13 protein-coding genes are annotated in these 16,303 nt (G+C 67.8%); 8 read left to right on the top strand and 5 right to left on the bottom strand.

The features are described from left to right. Window positions 1-103: 103 nt before the first annotated feature. From ACYCAX_RS01440 to ACYCAX_RS01425, 4 genes are read left to right on the top strand one after another with little or no spacing between them, the layout of a single operon-like run. Complete coding sequence (locus ACYCAX_RS01440; protein WP_460247281.1) at window positions 104-1,156, top strand: agmatine deiminase family protein; 1,053 nt, start codon at window positions 104-106, stop codon at window positions 1,154-1,156. Further along, window positions 1,156-2,058 carry an N-carbamoylputrescine amidase gene (aguB, locus tag ACYCAX_RS01435; protein WP_460247280.1) on the top strand — a complete coding sequence of 301 codons (903 nt, stop codon included), beginning with the start codon at window positions 1,156-1,158 and terminating at the stop codon, window positions 2,056-2,058. Before ACYCAX_RS01440 ends, aguB begins: the two co-directional genes overlap by 1 nt. A 2-nt stretch (window positions 2,059-2,060) precedes the next feature. Then, window positions 2,061-3,158: an extracellular solute-binding protein gene (locus tag ACYCAX_RS01430; RefSeq protein ID WP_294973416.1), complete on the top strand. Its 1,098-nt coding sequence runs from the start codon at window positions 2,061-2,063 to the stop codon at window positions 3,156-3,158. A 10-nt stretch (window positions 3,159-3,168) separates the two neighbouring features. Next, entirely contained in the window at window positions 3,169-4,266 is a 1,098-nt protein-coding gene (locus ACYCAX_RS01425) for an agmatine deiminase family protein (protein WP_460247279.1), read from the top strand. 185 nt (window positions 4,267-4,451) lie between these two features. Here ACYCAX_RS01425 and ACYCAX_RS01420 read toward each other — a convergent pair whose 3' ends face one another. Continuing rightward, window positions 4,452-5,975 (bottom strand): sensor domain-containing diguanylate cyclase, encoded by a 1,524-nt coding sequence (locus ACYCAX_RS01420; protein WP_294973418.1) that lies wholly within the window; start codon window positions 5,973-5,975, stop codon window positions 4,452-4,454. A gap of 384 nt (window positions 5,976-6,359) precedes the next feature. Here ACYCAX_RS01420 and ACYCAX_RS01415 point away from each other — a divergent pair, with 384 nt between their 5' ends. After that, window positions 6,360-6,989: an FMN-binding negative transcriptional regulator gene (locus ACYCAX_RS01415; protein WP_294973420.1), complete on the top strand. Its 630-nt coding sequence runs from the start codon at window positions 6,360-6,362 to the stop codon at window positions 6,987-6,989. Between the two features lie 105 nt (window positions 6,990-7,094). On the opposite strand, the gene ACYCAX_RS01410 is transcribed toward ACYCAX_RS01415, so the two are convergent. From ACYCAX_RS01410 to ACYCAX_RS01400, 3 genes are all read right to left on the bottom strand, one after another. After that, complete coding sequence (locus ACYCAX_RS01410) at window positions 7,095-7,496, bottom strand: hypothetical protein (RefSeq protein ID WP_015477555.1); 402 nt, start codon at window positions 7,494-7,496, stop codon at window positions 7,095-7,097. Window positions 7,497-7,625: 129 nt separating this feature from the next. Continuing rightward, complete coding sequence (locus ACYCAX_RS01405; protein ID WP_460247278.1) at window positions 7,626-9,629, bottom strand: peptidase U32 family protein; 2,004 nt, start codon at window positions 9,627-9,629, stop codon at window positions 7,626-7,628. A 371-nt stretch (window positions 9,630-10,000) separates the two neighbouring features. Next, window positions 10,001-10,759 (bottom strand): SDR family NAD(P)-dependent oxidoreductase, encoded by a 759-nt coding sequence (locus ACYCAX_RS01400; RefSeq protein WP_294973425.1) that lies wholly within the window; start codon window positions 10,757-10,759, stop codon window positions 10,001-10,003. A 116-nt stretch (window positions 10,760-10,875) separates the two neighbouring features. Here ACYCAX_RS01400 and ACYCAX_RS01395 point away from each other — a divergent pair, with 116 nt between their 5' ends. Continuing rightward, a complete protein-coding gene (locus ACYCAX_RS01395) occupies window positions 10,876-11,799 on the top strand; it encodes a LysR substrate-binding domain-containing protein (protein WP_294973427.1) in 924 nt (307 codons plus the stop codon). Here ACYCAX_RS01395 and ACYCAX_RS01390 read toward each other — a convergent pair. Beyond that, complete coding sequence (locus tag ACYCAX_RS01390) at window positions 11,796-12,437, bottom strand: HD domain-containing protein (RefSeq protein ID WP_294973429.1); 642 nt, start codon at window positions 12,435-12,437, stop codon at window positions 11,796-11,798. The two genes, ACYCAX_RS01395 and ACYCAX_RS01390, sit on opposite strands and share 4 nt — an antisense overlap. A gap of 261 nt (window positions 12,438-12,698) precedes the next feature. Here ACYCAX_RS01390 and ACYCAX_RS01385 point away from each other — a divergent pair, with 261 nt between their 5' ends. Further along, window positions 12,699-13,199 carry a VOC family protein gene (locus ACYCAX_RS01385; RefSeq protein ID WP_015477550.1) on the top strand — a complete coding sequence of 167 codons (501 nt, stop codon included), beginning with the start codon at window positions 12,699-12,701 and terminating at the stop codon, window positions 13,197-13,199. Between the two features lie 243 nt (window positions 13,200-13,442). Continuing rightward, window positions 13,443-16,298: a C1 family peptidase gene (locus tag ACYCAX_RS01380; RefSeq protein ID WP_460247277.1), complete on the top strand. Its 2,856-nt coding sequence runs from the start codon at window positions 13,443-13,445 to the stop codon at window positions 16,296-16,298. Window positions 16,299-16,303: the final 5 nt, after the last annotated feature.

Genomic DNA, 16,303 nt, shown 5'->3' with positions numbered 1-16,303 from the left:
CAAAATCTATCGTTTGTTGTCGCGGTTTCACAGGCCTAGGATGGTTTCAGGCGCCGCTTAATCCTTTTCTTCCGATAAAAAATCCTAACCAAAGGCTTTGTGTATGCATTTCAACGAACTGCAGAACGGCTGGCGCATGCCCGCAGAATGGGTACCTCACGCAGCGACCTGGATGGCGTTTCCGCATAACCGTCCGCTCTGGGAAGGCGGCTGGCGCGTGACCCTGGAGCAGGTGCAGGAAGACTTCGCCCGGGTGGCCAACGCCATCGCCCGCTTCGAGCCGGTGAAGCTGGTGGTCGATCCGTCCGCCATGGCCCGCGCTGCTGAGCTGTGCGGGCCGAACGTCGAGCTGGTCGCGCTGCCCATCGATGACAGCTGGTGCCGAGACTCCGGGCCGACCTTCGTCTGCCATCCGCAACACGGCGTGGCCGGGGTGAGCTGGCGCTTCAACGCCTGGGGCGGCAAGTCGGCGCATACCCTCGACGAAGGACTGGGCCGGCGCATCCTCAATCAGTTGGGTCTGGACTGCTTCGGCACGCCGCTGGCCAACGAGGGCGGGGCGATCCACGTGGACGGCGAGGGCACGCTGATCACCACCGAGTCGGTGTTGCTCAACTCCAATCGCAATCCCGGCGTGAGCAAGCGCGAGATGGAGGACATCTTCGCCCGCCTGCTGGGCGTGAGCAAAACCATCTGGCTGCCGGGCGATCCGCAGTACGTCACCGGCGACGTGACCGACGGCCATGTCGATGGCGTGTGCGCCTTCGCCCGGCCCGGCGTGCTGCTGGTGGACGCGACCCGCGATACGTCCAGCGCCTACGCCGAGGTCGCCCGCGAGAACCGCCGCGTGTTGGAGCTGGCCACCGATGCCAAGGGCCGCTCCTTCGAACTGATCGAACTGTTCGAAGCCAGCGCGGCGGTGGACCCTGAGGCGGAAGTCTTCTGCGCGTCCTACACCAACTTCTACCTGGCCAACGGCGCGGTGATCATGCCGGCCTATGGCATCGCCGCCGACGACGAGGCCGCCGCCACCCTGGCCCGTGCCTTCCCCGGTCGCGAGGTGGTGCCGGTGCGCATCAACCACCTGGCCCACGGCGGCGGCGGGGTGCACTGCATCACCCAGCAGCAGCCGGCCTGGCCGCTGGAGGGCGTGTGATGAGCAAGCTGACCGTTGCGGTGCTGCAGTTCGCCTGCAGCTGGGACCTGCCGCGCAATCTCGACGAAGCCGAGCGCCGCGTGCGCGAGGCGGCCGCTGCCGGGGCGCGACTGATCCTCCTGCCCGAGTTGTTCGCCACGCCGTATTTCTGCATCGAACAGGATCACGCCCACCTGGCGCTAGCGCAGCCCTATGACGACAGCCCGCTGCTGCGGCGCTTCGCCCGATTGGCGGCGGAGCTGGAGGTGGTGCTGCCGATCAGTTGGTTCGAGCGCGCCGGCAACGCCTACTTCAACTCGCTGACCGTCGCCGACGCCGACGGCCGCCTGCTCGGGGTGTACCGCAAGACGCACATTCCCAACGCCATCGGCTACCAGGAGAAGGAGTACTTCAGCCCCGGCGATACCGGCTTCCGCGTCTGGGATACCGCCGTCGGCCGCCTCGGTGTGGGTATCTGCTGGGACCAGTGGTTCCCCGAGACGGCGCGCTGCCTGGCGCTGCAAGGGGCGGAAATCCTGCTGTTCCCCACCGCCATCGGCTCCGAGCCGGGCGCGGCGCAACTGGATTCCCGCGATCACTGGCAGACCGCCCAGCGCGGCCACGCCGCCGCCAACCTGCTGCCGGTGCTGGCGGCCAACCGCATCGGCGAGGAAATGGCGCCCAGCGATGACGCCCTGCGCATGCGCTTCTACGGCTCGTCCTTCATCACCGACCACAAGGGCGCGCTGCTGGCCGAGGCCGGGCGCAACGAGGCCGCCATGCTGGTCCGCGAGCTGGACCTCGACCTGGCCCGCGAGGAGCGCCTGACCTGGGGCGTCTACCGCGATCGCCGTCCGGAAATGTACGGCCCGCTGCTCGGCCTCGATGGCCGCCACCTGCACCCGCGCTGGCAAGGAGTCTGACCATGCACAAGCACCTGCTGATCGGCGCGCTGGGGTTGTCCCTGGCGTGCGCCCTGCAACCGGCCACGGCCGAAGAGAAGGTCCTGCGCCTGTTCAACTGGGCGGATTACTTCGCCCCCGATACCCTGGCAAATTTCACTGAAGAGACCGGGATCCGCGTCATCTACGACGTGATGGACAGTAGCGAGACGCTGGAGGCCAAGATGATGGCCGGGCACAGCGGCTACGACCTGATCTTCCCCGGCGACACCGTCGCCGAACGACTGATGCGCGCCGGCGCCTTGCAGAAGCTCGACGAGAGCAAGCTGGAGCACTTGGGCGAGATCGAGCCGGGTCTGCAGAGCCTGCAGACCAAGTACCCATACTCGCGCCATGCCGTGGTGCCCTACACCTGGGGCAGCATCGGCCTGACCTACAACCAGGCGAAGATCGAGCAGCGCATGCCCGGCGCGCCGGTGAACAGCCTGGACATGCTGTTCAAGCCGGAGCTGGCCAAGCACTTCGCCGATTGCGGCATCTCGATGATCGACTCGCCAGACGAGGTGCTGGCCGTGGTGCTGAATTACCTGGGCCGTGACCCGCGCAGCGGCAAACCGCAGGACCTGGCCGACGCGCTGGCGACGCTGAATGGCATCCGTCCGTACATCCGCAAGTTCCAGTCGCAGCCGGTGACCCAGCTGGTGAACGGTGACCTGTGCCTGTCGCTGGGCTACAGCGGCGACGTGATCCAGTCCCAGCGCGCCGCCGACGAGGCGAAGAAGCCCGAGCGCTTCGAGTACCGCGTACCGCGCGAAGGCACCTCGGTGTGGATGGATACCATGGCCATTCCTGCCGACGCGCCGCACCCGGAGTATGCCTATGCGCTGATCAACTACCTGATGCGCCCCGAGGTGATGGCGGCGATCAGCACCGCCACCGGCTACCCGACCTCCAACGCCAAGGCGCGGCCGATGGTCGAGGCGAGCATGCGCGACAATCCGGACATCTATCTTGATGAGAAGGCCTACGCGCGGCTGTTCCCCGGCAAGGATATCCCCCAGCGCGACATGCGCGCGCGGATGCGCACCTGGACCAGCTTCAAGACCGGCACCGGTGGCTGAGGAGGCAAGAATGATGACACGCAGGAACCTGCTCGGCGCCGGCATGACGCTGGCGACGGGACTCGGGCTCGGCCGCGTCAGCCTGGCGGCGGAGCGCTGGTACATGCCCGACGAACACCGCAGGCAGGAGCGGGTGTTCGTCGCCTACGCGGCGAGTGCCGACGTCTGGGAAGACATCGCGCCCGACGTGAACGCCACGGTGGCGCGGCTGGCCCGCGCCATCGCCGAGTTCCAGCCGGTGACGGTGCTCTGCCGGCCGGAGCAGCAGGCCGAGGCCAAGCGCGCGTGCGGCGGGCAGAACATCGACTTCCTGCCACTGCCGGTGGATGACATCTGGGTGCGCGACTACGGCGGCTGTTTCCTGGTCAACGATGCGCCGGGCGGCCTGGCGCTGGCCGACTTCAACTTCAATGGCTGGGGCGGCAAGCAGCACGCCGAGCGCGACCGCGAAGTGTCGGCGGCGCTGGCCGAGGAGCTGGAGGCGAAAGCCATCGTCAGCGAGCTGTGCGGGGAGGGTGGCGGCATCGAGGTGGATGGCCACGGTACGGCGATTCTCACCGAGAGCTGCTGGGTCAACGACAACCGCAATCCGGGCTGGACGCGGCCGCGCATCGAGGCGGAGCTCAAGCGCGTGCTGGGTCTGCGCAAGGTGATCTGGCTGCCGGGCATTCGTGGCAAGGACATCACCGACGCCCACGTGGATTTCTACGCGCGCTTCGTCGAGCCGGGCGTGGTGGTGGTCAACCTGGACAATGATCCGCAGTCCTACGACTACGCGGTGACCCGTCGCCACCTAGAGATACTCAAGGGTGCCACTGACGCCGATGGCCGTCGGTTGCAGTTGCACAGCCTGCCGCCGCCCCTGAAGCCCGCGCCGAGCGCTTACAACCGCGACAACCCGGATTTCGCCGCCGGCTATATCAACTACCTGCCGGTGAACGGCGCGGTGATCGCGCCACGCTTCGGCGATCCGTCTGCCGATGCGCACTGCCATGCGTTGTTGGGCGAGTTGTATCCGGATCGCGAGATCGTGCAGCTGAACATCGACCCGATTGCCGCCGGGGGCGGTGGCATTCACTGCGTGACGTTGCAGATGCCGGCGGTGTAGTCCCGATTTGTGCTGGCGGGCTCTTCGCAGGATGGGTATCGCTTCGCGCCATGCCATCCTGCGGTCGTGCAGCCCTGCGCGATCAGGGGCGGCGCACGCCGCCTCGACCCGCGCCGGCAGGATGATGCCTGCGGCGCTGGCGAGGGCGAAGTCGCGTTCGCCATGCAGTCGGTCAGGATCGAAGGTCATGCTGGTGTTCCGCCGAGATCGGGGGCGCTGTCCAGGCGGTTGCGGCCGGCGGCCTTGGCGCGGTACAGGGCCTGGTCGGCGGCGCCGATCAGCGCGGCGGCGGAGGCGTCCGAGCCTGGGGGCAGGGTGGCGATGCCGATGCTGGCGGTCACCCGGCCGAAGGGGCTGCCGACGTGGGGCAGGTTGCTCTGCCAGAGGTGCTGCAGGATCTGTTCGGCCACCGCGCGTGCGCCGTCGCCGTCGGTGTTGGGCAGGATCACCGCGAGCTCTTCGCCACCGTAGCGCGCCGTCAGGTCGCCGGGGCGCCGCACGTTGTCGGCCAGCAGCCGGCCGATGCAACGCAGGCAGTCGTCGCCGGCTGGGTGGCCGTAGGTGTCGTTGAAGCGCTTGAAGTAGTCGATGTCGATCAGCAGCAGGCCCAGCGGAGTTCGTTCGCGGTGCGCGCGGCGCAGTTCGGCGGCGAGGTGGTCGTCGAAGCTGCGGCGATTCCGCAAGGCGGTGAGCGGGTCGCGCGAGGCGAGTACTTCGAGCTGGCGGTTGGCCCTGAGTAGCTCTTCGCGGGCCGCCACCAGCAGGGCTTCGGCGCCGATCCGGCGTTTGATCGCGAGGATCATCAGGCAGCCGATGATGACGATCACCATCAGCAGGCCCAGGGCGATGCTCACGGTGCGCAGGGCGTCGGTGTACCAGGCGGCCAGGACTTCGTCCTTGCCCAGGGCAACCGAGGTCACCAGCGGGTAGCGCTCGTTCTTGCGGAAGGCGTAGAGGCGCTCGATGCCGTCCAGCGACGAGGTGAAGGTGGCGGTGCCGACGCTGGTGATGTCCCGGTACTGGGTGAAGATCGGCGAGCGCGACAATACGCGGCCCATGTCGCCCGGGCGGAACGGATAGCGCACCAGTACCTGGCCGTTGCTGGTGGCGACGCCGATGGCGCCGTGGCGGCCGATGTCGATCTTGCCGAACAGCTGGAGGAAGTTTTCCACGCCAAGGGTGGCGGAGATGACGCCGGCGAAGCGGCCGTCGGGATGGTTGTAGCGGCGGCTGACGGTGATCACCCACTGGCCGTTGTAGCGGCTGCGGATTGGCTCGCCGATGTAGGCGTCGGTCGACGGGGTGTCGCGATGGTGGATGAAGAAGGTGCGGTCGGCGCTGCTGGCGCCGGACGGGATGTCGCCGCTGGAGGACATCAGCCAGGTACCGCTGGCGTCGTAGACGACAATGCCGTCGAGCTGATTGAACAGGGGCTGCTGGCGCTGCACCAGGTGGCGCAGGCGTTCCAGCTGCGCGGGCTCGCTGCCGTCGTTTTCCAGGCGTTCGGCCAGGCCCAGGAGCAGCATGGAGCTCTGGGTGACGATACCTTCGACGTAGGTGTCCAGCGCCTGGGTCAGATTGAGGTTGTGGGTGTAGGCCTTGGCGAGGATGCGCTCGCGGGCGGCCCACAGCTCCCAGGCGGTGGCCACCGCCAGGGTCAGGCTGATGATTGACAGGAGGAGGATGGCAAGGCGGATGTCGCGCTTCACATAGGCCTCGTGGAAGGATTCTCGTCGCGTGGCGGGCGCATGGCCCGGACGGTCTGCCGGGGTCAGGGGGATGGCTGGGGCCTGTCCGGCGTCACGCGGGCAGGGCCGCCCAGTTTGGCGCGGCGCAGGGGCAGGTCGCAACGGGGTGTGCGTAGAGCCGGGCATGGGGATGTGGGGGCGGGGAACTGCTATGCATCGTGTCTGCCGTCCTGGGCGAACGCTGGCCAGTGGCTAGAGTAGGGGGCGGCTCAAGCGGCGTCCACTGTGGAGTGGAACGTGGGGAGCACGGCGGAAAATGGTTCTTTCAAGGTCGCTGGCAATGGATCTTTATGGGGTGCCAATGTGCCGGCATGATGAGGTCTTCAAGACGCTATCGAGGATTCCATGTACATCCCACCGCATTTCCAGGAACACCGCCCGGATGAACTGCATCGGCTGATCCGCGAGCATCCGCTGGGCATTCTGGTGACCGGTCATGCCGGCGTGCTGGACGCCAATCACCTTCCCTTCGAGCTGGAGCTGGCCGGTGACAAGCCGCTGCTGCGCGCCCACGTCGCCCGCGCCAACCCGGTGTGGCGGGAGGCCGACGGCGAAGAGGTGCTGGTGATCTTCCGCGGCGAGCACGCCTATATCTCGCCCAACTGGTACCCGAGCAAGCATGAGGAGCACCGCCAGGTGCCGACCTGGAACTACCAGGTGGTGCACGTGCGCGGCCGCCTGCGGGTGATGGACGAGGAGCGCTTCGTGCGTGGCGTGGTCGGGCGCCTGACCCGCACCCATGAGGCGGGCGAGGCGCGGCCGTGGAAGATGAGCGATTCCACGCCGGAGTTCATCGGCGGGATGCTGGCGAGCATCGTCGGCATCGAGGTGGAGATCGGCGAGATCGTCGGCAAGTCCAAGCTCAGCCAGAACAAGGAGGACCGTGATCGGCTGGGGGCCGCGGCGGAGCTGGAGATACGCGGTGGCCACGAGCTGGCCGGGGCGATGGTCAAGTCCAGGGACGCGCGGGACTGACCTGTAGGAGCGAGCTTGCTCGCGAACCTTCCCTTGCTCATTTGAACCGCCGGGAAGTCAGTTCGCGAGCAAGCTCGCTCCTACAAAAAACGGTGGGGTGTTGGGCTAGAGGCTGCCGAGCAGGTCGTGAGCATCCAGCAGGCGCCAGGCGATTTCCGGGTTCTTCTCCATACCCCGGCGGATCGCGGCGGGAATAGCCTGGCGGGTCTTGCGGCAGAGGCCGGGCTGCTCGTCGAAGTCGAACTCGATGCCGCGCATGGTGCGCACTTCGTTGAAGCCGGGGGCGATGTGCAGGCGGATGCCGAGCTGCTCGAAGAGCTTGTGCTGCATACGCTCCAGGTCCGCCAGGTCCTTGAGGTTTTCCAGGCGCTCCAGCAGGCGCTGTTCCTCATGCCGGGTCAGCAGCAGGATGCGCAGGTCGGCGTTGGGGGTTTGCAGCAGGCGTTCCCGATCGCAGTTGCAGGCGCCGGGCGGGCATTGCTGGCGGAGCGGAGGAGTGCTGGGCATGTCCCGATCATAGCGGGGGATCGGGGCTTGTTGTAGGAGCGAGCTTGCTCGCGAACGAATTTCCTGGAGGCTCAGGTGCCGGGGCGGTTCGCGAGCAAGCTCGCTCCTACAGATACAGTCGGATCAGGCTCAGTGCGCCGGCTTGCGAATGGTCTTGAGCAGGTCTTCCGGGCTGATCTGCCCGACGATGTTGCTCACGCCGTCGCTGCCCGGCTGCGGTAGGCCGAGGATGTGGCCCTTGATCTTGCCGATCACGTGCATCTCGCACGGCTTGCAGTCGAACTTCAGGGTCAGCACCTCGTCGCCGTGGATCAGCTGCATCGGCTGCACCTTGGTGCGTACGCCGGTGACGCCCTTGGCCTGTTTCGGGCACAGGTTGAAGGAGAAGCGCAGGCAGTGCTTGGTGATCATCACCGGCACTTCGCCCGTCTCTTCATGCGCCTCGTAGGCGGCGTCGATCAGTTGCACGCCGTGGCGGTGGTAGAACGCGCGGGCCTTCTCGTTGTAGACGTTGTACAGGAAGGACAGGTGCGATTCGGGGTACACCGGCGGCGGGCTGGTCTCGGCCTTGCGGCCACCACGCGGGTGGGCCTGCACGCGGGCTTCGGTCAGCGCTTCGATGGCCTCGCGGCGCAGCGATTTCAGCTGGGAGTTGGGGATGAAGAACGCCTGCGGGGCGTCCAGCTCGATCCGGTCGGCGTGGTACTGGGTGGTGCCCAGTTGGCCGAGCAGGTCGTGCAGTTGGTCCAATGCCTGCTCCGGCTTGTTGGCGGCGCCGAACGGGCCGTCCAGGGCGACGCTGGCGCTGACGCTTTCCTCGCTGGTGGCGGTCAGTTCCAGGCGCTCTTCACGCAGCTTGGCGACCCACGACAGGCCGACGCGGCGCTCGGCGGAAGTCTTCTGCAGCGCCTGCTGCCAGTTGTGGTCGAGGTTGCGCGACAGCGGGTGGTTCGGGCGCAGGCGGTAGAGGCCCTCGGGCATCTCGTTGGGCTCGACGCGGTAGCGGTAGCGCTTCTCGCCGTCCTCCTCGAACTCACCCTTGGGCTCGGCGATGTTGGCGCGGAAGCCGACCACTTCGCGCTTCACCAGCACGTTGAGGCCGTCGCCGTTGGACAGCGGGTCCTTGGTCACCACCAGCAGGTCGCGCTTGCCGACCTTTTCCACGGTGCCCACCGGCAGGCCGGTGAAGGTCGGCGAGTCGAAGGCGCCGATGTCGATCTTGCGCTCGCTGACGAAGTAGTCGGTGCTGCCACGGTGGAAGGTCTTGTCCGGATCGGGCACGAAGAAGTGGTCGGTGCGGCCGCTGGAGGCGCGGGCCAGGTCCGGGCGCTCGGCGAGGATGCCGTCCAGGCGCTGGCGGTAATAGGCGGTGATGTTCTTCACGTAGCCCATGTCCTTGTAGCGCCCTTCGATCTTGAAGGAGCGCACGCCGGCGTCCACCAGGGCGCTGAGGTTGGCGCTCTGGTTGTTGTCCTTCATCGACAGCAGATGCTTCTCGAAGGCCACCACGCGGCCCTGGTCATCCTTCAGGGTGTAGGGCAGGCGGCAGGCCTGGGAACAGTCGCCACGGTTGGCACTGCGGCCGGTCTGGGCGTGGGAGATGTTGCACTGGCCGGAGAAGGCCACGCACAGCGCGCCGTGGATGAAGAACTCGATGGCGGCATCGGTTTCATCCGCGATGGCGCGGATTTCCTGCAAGTTCAGCTCACGGGCCAATACCAGCTGGGAGAAGCCGGCCTGATCGAGGAACTTCGCCCGCTCCAGGGTGCGGATGTCGGTCTGGGTGCTGGCGTGCAGCTCGATCGGCGGGATGTCCAGCTCCATGATCCCCAGGTCCTGCACGATCAGCGCATCGACGCCGGCGTCGTAGAGCTGGTGGATCAGCGCGCGCGCCGGTTCCAGCTCATTGTCGTGGAGGATGGTGTTGATCGTGGTGAACACCCGCGCGTGATAGCGGTGGGCGAACTCCACCAACTGGGCGATATCGCTCACCTCGTTGCAGGCATTGTGCCGCGCGCCGAAGCTTGGGCCGCCGATGTAGACGGCGTCGGCGCCATGCAGGATGGCCTCGCGGGCGATGGACACATCGCGGGCAGGGCTGAGCAGTTCCAGATGGTGTTTGGGCAGGGACATGGTTTCTTCTTTATCAGGTGTGCTTATCAGGCGTGGCACGGGCAATCGCGCATTGTACCGGCCAAACGCCTCACCGGCATCCGTGGCGTGCCGGGCGGCGCGACCCCTGGTCGCCGTGGCGCCGGTTTCATTGTAGGAGCGAGCTTGCTCGCGAACGCCGTGCGCCCAATGGTTCCGGGGTGTCGTCCGGTTCCTCGCCATAGGCCAGCCGGGGTTGCTGCGGCCAGTCCTGCGGCGGCAGCTCGGCGAAGCCGATGTCGGCGACCCTTGCGCATCACCAGTGCGGCGTCTTCCGGCGGACGCGCCAGGCGCCAGCCCGGCCAATGCTGGCGATCGCTAGGCTCCCGCGCGGGGCGGGAGCCTAGGTGGGCTCAGAGGAACATGCCGCCCGAGGCTTCGATGCGCTGGCCGTTGATCCAGCGGCTGCCGTCGGCGAACAGCATGGCGATGGCGCCGCCGATGTCGTCCGGCAGGCCGACCCGGCCCAGGGCGGTGTTGCTGGCGATCTGCCGGTTGATCTCGGCATTGTCGCGCACCAGGCCGCCGCCGAAGTCGGTTTCGATGGCGCCGGGGGCGATGATGTTCACGCCGATGCCGCGCACGCCCAGTTCCTTGGCCTGGTAGCGGGTCAGCACTTCCATCGCGCCTTTCATGGCGGCGTAGGCGCCGTAGCCGGGCAGGGCGAAGCGGGTCAGGCCGGTGGAAACGTTGAGGATGCGTCCGCCGTCGGCGATCAGCGGCAGCAGTGCCTGGGTGAGGAAGAACGGACCTTTGAACTGGATGTTCAGCAACTGATCGAACTGCGCCTCGGTGGTTTCGGCAAAGGCGGCGTGAATGCCGATGCCGGCGTTGTTCAGCAGGAAGTCGAACCGGTCGCGGCCGAAGTGGCTGCGCAGGCCGTCGCCAATCTGCTGGGCGAAGGCGCCGAAGCTGGCGCTGTCAGCGACGTCCAGCGGCAGCATCAGGGCGCGGCCGCCGCGTTGCCGGATATCGGCGGCCACGGCGCGGGCTTCGTCGGCCTGGCTGCGGTAGGTGCCGATGATGTCGATGCCGGCGGCGGCGAGGTGCAGGGCGGCGTTGCGGCCGAGGCCACGGCTGGCGCCGGTGATGAGAGCGATCTTGCGGGTCATGGCGAAGCTCCGGTCCGGGTGGGAATGAAGAGAGCTTATTGTTCGCAATGATCGTGATAAATCGGCTGGTTTCGGAAATACTGGTCGAGTTATCCGAACAATAGAGACCCACCGCCATGCTCCGTCCCGAACTCCTGCGCACTTTCGTCCGCGTCGCCGAACTGGCCAGCTTCACCCAGGCCGGCGAACAGCTCGGCCTGCCGCGTTCCACCGTGTCCGAGCACATCCAGGCGCTGGAGGAACTGCTCGGCACTCGCCTGCTGCAACGCACCACGCGCAAGGTCACGGTGACCCAGGATGGCCTGGTGCTCTACGAGCGCGGCAAGGACATGCTCGCCCAGCTGGACGGGTTGCAGGGCCTGTTCCGCCAGCAGGACGAGGCCTTGAGCGGGCGGCTGCGGGTGGACATGCCGACGGTGATGGCGCGCAAGCTGCTGATGCCGCGCTTGGGCGAGTTCCTCGCGCGGCATCCGGCGCTGGATCTGGAGGTGAGCTGTACCGACCGTCGCGTCGACCTGGTGCGCGAAGGTTTCGACTGCGTGGTGCGGGCCGGGGCGGTGGGCGATCCGTCGCTGGTGGCGCGCCTGTTGGGGCGGACGCCCCAGGTCACCTGCGCCAGCCCCGCGTACCTGGCGGCTCTTGGCGTACCGCGGAGCCTGGCGGACCTGGCCGGGCACCGGCTGATCCATTACGCCAGCGTGCTGGGTGCGCGGTCGGCGGGCTTCGAGTACCTGCAGAACGGCGAGACGCGCAGCCTGCCGATGGCCGGTGCGCTGTCGGTGAACAACGCCGAGGCCTACGAGAGCGCCTGCCTGGGCGGACTGGGACTGATCCAGGTGCCGCTGCACGGGGTGCGCGACGAGCTGGAGGCGGGGCGGCTGGTGCGGGTGCTGGAGGACGTGGCGTTGCCGTCGATGGACGTCTCGCTGCTCTACGCCCACCGCCACCTGCCGCAGCGGGTGCGGGTGTTCATGCACTGGCTGACGCAACTGCTGGGCGAGCCCGGTGTATTGGGCCCGCCAGTCTCCGCACGGGGTTAGCTGTCCCAGGCGGAGCCGAGGATCACCTCGCAGAAGTTGCCGCGCACGAAGTCCGGGTCCTTCATCGCCAGCACGTCAGCCTTGACGTTGCCGAAGGTGGTTTGCGGCTTGCCTTTGATGCCGTCGTAGAAGGCCTGCAGGATATCCTGCTTGAACTGTCCGCCGCGCGGATGGGCGGCGACCACGGCCTCACGCTGGGCCGCGGGGAACTGGTCGTGGGCGATACCCAGCACGTCCATTTCCACGCCGGCGGTGACCAGGGCGATCTCCGCCTTCATGTGCCGCGGGATACCCGGCGTGGTGTGCAGGGCGATGGCGGTCCAGACCGTCTCGATGTCGCCTTGCGCGATGCCGTGGCTGCGCAGGAACTCGGCGGCGCAGTCGGCGCCGTCCACTTCGAAGCGTTCGCACCGGCTGCAGTAGCGCGGCATCAGGCCCATGTCATGGAACATGGCGCCGGCATAGAGCAGTTCGGCGTCATACGCCAGTCCCTTGCGCGCACCGGTCAGCGCGCCCCAGTAGTAGACGCGCGAGGAGTGGTGGAAGAGCAGGGGCGTGGCGTTGTCGCGGACCATTTCGGTGATGGCGCGGGCGAGTGCGCTGTCGGGGACGTTCACGCCGTTCAGGTCGAGGCTCATGGTGGATCTCCGAAGGAGGTGGCTGGGGGACGGCGGGGCCCGCGCCGTGTTGTGTCCATTGGAAATCCGTGGCGCGCTGGCGGCAATCGGCGCCGGGGAGCGAATCCGGACAAGCCGCGTGCGTTTGCTGCCAGCGCCCGCCGTTCGACCGATCGTCCGGAACCCGGCAAGGCAGCGCCTAGACTTGTCGATCTCGTCGTCGCCCGAGCGACCAACTCATACGCCGGCCACGTCGGCCGCGCGAGGATCAGGAGCATCGCCATGCCCAGCCTGCAACGCATCAACCCCTGCCTGTGGTTCGACAACCAGGCCGAGGAAGCCGTGGGGTTCTACACCGGCATCTTCCCCAACTCGCGGATCGGCAAGGTCGCCTACTACAGCGAGGCGGGCCGCGAGCACCACGGCAAGGAGCCCGGCTCGGTGCTGACCGTGGCCTTCGAGCTGGACGGCCAGAGCTTCCTGGCGCTCAACGGCGGCCCGGTGTTCAGCTTCAACGAGGCCGTCTCGCTGGTGGTCCATTGCGACAGCCAGGCGGAGATCGACCATTACTGGGACAGGCTGTCCGCCGGCGGGCCGGTGGAGGCGCAGATGTGCGGCTGGCTGAAGGACCGCTTCGGGCTGTCCTGGCAGATCGTCCCGCGCCACCTCGGCGACATGGTGGCCGACGCCGACCCGGTGCGCGCCACGCGCACCATGCAGGCAGTGTTCAGCATGAAGAAGCTCGACATGGCCGCGCTGGAACGCGCCCATGCGGGCAACTGACGCGTCCGTCCGGGCGACCTCGGTGGCAGTGAAGGCGCGGCTATAGTTCAAGGCGGGCTGCGCGTCGCCAGGCAGCCAGGGAGGCGCGCGCGGTCCTGCGGGAGCTCCTGGGGCGCAGGCCCCGGGGCAGGCTGTTCTCGCGGAAGGCGGTGGCCGTTGCTCGCGGTTGTCGGTCGCCGGGTTGTCTGCGCGCACACGCGGCGTTGCAGCCAATCCCCTCGACGGATAGCGGGAGACGGCATCATGAAAGCACTGCTGGTAAAAGGACATCAAGGGACCGCGGTAGGCGATCTGCGTCGCCGCCTGGCCAAGGTACTGGACGGCGATGCCGCGCAGTTTCCCGGACTGGCGAAGGGGGACGTGTTCGACGCCCAGACCGAAGCGGCGGTGCGCCATTGGCAGGCCGGCATCGGGGTGATCGCCGATGGCGTGGTCGGCGCCTGTTGCCTGAACCTGCTGGGGCTGTTGTCGCTCAAGGGGCTGGGTATCCAGCTGCCGCAGGTGCAGCAGCTGTTCCCGGCGACCAAGCCGTCCAACGTTCGTCGCTACCTGCCCTACGTCGCCGCCGCGCTGGAGAGCGCCGGCCTCACCGAGCGGCCGTTGCTGCTGGTCGCGCTGGGTACGATCCGCGCGGAAGCCGAAGGCTTCATGCCGATCTCCGAATTTCCTTCGCAGTTCAACACGCCTTCCGGGCGGCCGCCCTTCAGTGCCTACGACGGCCGCAAGGACCTGGGCAACGACCAGCCGGGGGATGGCGCGACCTTTCGTGGCCGTGGCTATGTGCAATTGACCGGACGGGCGGACTACCGGAAGTACGGCGAGGCGATCGGCGTGGACCTCGTCGAACTGCCCGACCTCGCCAATGCGCCGGAAATCGCGGCGGCCCTGTTGGCGTTGTTCCTCGCCGACGGCGCGGCGAAGCTGCGCGCCGCGCTGCCTCCGGGGCTGGTCGGCAAACCGCGGGACTTCCTCGCCGCGCGCAAGCGGGTGAATGGCGGTAGCCACGGGCTGGACCGCTTCTTCAGCGTGTTCGACCTCGCCGCCGAGGTACTCGCGCCAGCGGCCACCAAGGGCAAGGCCGTCGCCAGGCCCAGGCTCAACGCCAGCAAGGACCCGCTGGACCTGCGCGACCGAGCCTACCTGCCGCCAGCGGCCAGCCTGCCGGACAGGTTCCCTGGCGATCCCCAGGTGGCGCGCTACCTGGGCGACTATACCCAGGCCGGGCTGATCCTCGACCAGGGTCAGGAGGGCGCCTGCACCGGCTTCGGGCTGGCCTGCGTGATCAACTACCTGCGCTGGTGCAAGGCCGGCAATCCGGTGGACGGCTTCGACGCCGTCAGCCCGCGCATGCTCTATGACTTCGCCCGGCGCTATGACGAGTACGCCGGCGAGGACTACGAAGGCTCCAGTTGCCGGGGGGCGCTCAAGGGCTGGTTCCACCACGGCGTCTGCCTGGAGCGGGACTGGCCCTACACCGCGCAGGGCATCACCCAGCCACGGTTCGGCTACGCCGCCCGCGCCACCCGCAACACCCTGGGGGTCTACTACCGCATCGACGTGAAATCCATCACCGACCTGCAGGCGGCCATCCAGGAAGTCGGTGCGATCTATGTTTCCGCGTTCACCCATGACGGCTGGAACCAGTTGCCCGGCACGCCCAGGTCCGGCGCGGCGGCGAAGAAGAAGGGCGCCGCGCCCAGCCACGCAAACCTGCAGCGGATTCCCTACGCGGGGCGGCCGTCCCAGACTGGCGGCCATGCCTTTGCGCTGGTGGGGTTCAATAACGACGGCTTCATCCTGCAGAACTCCTGGGGTGCCGGCTGGGGCAGCGGCGGCTTCGCCGTGCTCGGCTACGCCGACTGGCTGGCCAATGGCATGGATGCCTGGGTCGCGGCGCTGGGGGTGCCCGGCGTGGTGCTCGGCCAGTTGGCCGCTGGCGGCCAGGCCGGCACGGCGGTGGCGGGGGCGAACAAGGCGCTCTGGTGGGACGAGGCCACCGCCTACGAGCACAGCGTGGTGCTCGGCAACGATGGGCGGGTGAGCCGCTACCTGACCCAGGACGAACTGACCCGCACCTTGCTGTTCCAGGCCTGCGCCTTGCCCGATCAATGGCTGCGCGCCCAGCCGGGCGCCACCAAGCGGCTGGTGATCTACTGCCACGGCGGCCTGAACAGCGAGGCCGCGGCCATCACCCGGGCCCGCGCTATGGGCCGTTTCTTCATCGGCAACGGCTGCTACCCGTTGTTCATGGTCTGGAAAACCGGCGTGCTGGAGTCCATCGGCAATCTCCTCGCCGAGCGTTTGCACAGCGAACCGGCGCGCGCCGGCGGGGTGCGCGAGGTGCTGACCGACGCCACCGATGCCTTGCTGGAAACCTCGGTTGGCCGTCCGCTGGCGCGGCCGATCTGGAGCGAGATGAAGGAAAACGCCGAGTTCTCCAGCCTGCCGACGCGCGGCGGCGATCTGTTGGTCAGCGCCCTGCAGAACCTCAAGCGCACCTGGGGCGAGCAACTGGAAATCCACCTGGTCGGCCATTCCGCCGGGGCGATCTTCCTCGGCTGGCTGGTCGACGTGATGGCCGCGCGCGGGGTGGACGACCGGATTGCCTCGATCCACCTCTACGCGCCGGCATGCACGGTGCAGTTCGCCAATCGCCACTACGCGCCCCACGGGCGGTTGATGAAGAACCTGTACCTGGACATCCTCTCCGACCGTGCCGAGCGTGACGACAACACCGCCGCGATCTATCGCAAGTCGCTGCTGTACCTGGTGTCCAATGCGCTGGAGGGCGACCTGCGCACGCCGATCCTGGGCCTGGCCAATGTGCTGGACGTGAATTACCGCCGCTGGGACGGCTCGTCCGCCACCGGCGAGGCGCTGAGCAACTGGCGGCAGGCGCTGCTCACGGCGGGGCTCGCGCAGGGCCGGCGGATCCAGTTGCTGGACGCGCCGAAGGTGGTCACCTGCCGCAATCCCCGGGTGGAGATTCCCGCCGCCCACGGCTGCTTCGACAACGCCGTGGACATCCTCACCCGCACGCTGACGCGCATCACCGGCGACGCGTTGGCGACGCCGGTGGATGACCTGCGCGGCTATTGACGAGG

The organism is Pseudomonas sp. MT3 (assembly GCF_054720805.1).
The sequence above is the reverse complement of the archived record's forward strand: the minus strand, read 5'-3'. Positions and strand labels throughout refer to the sequence as shown.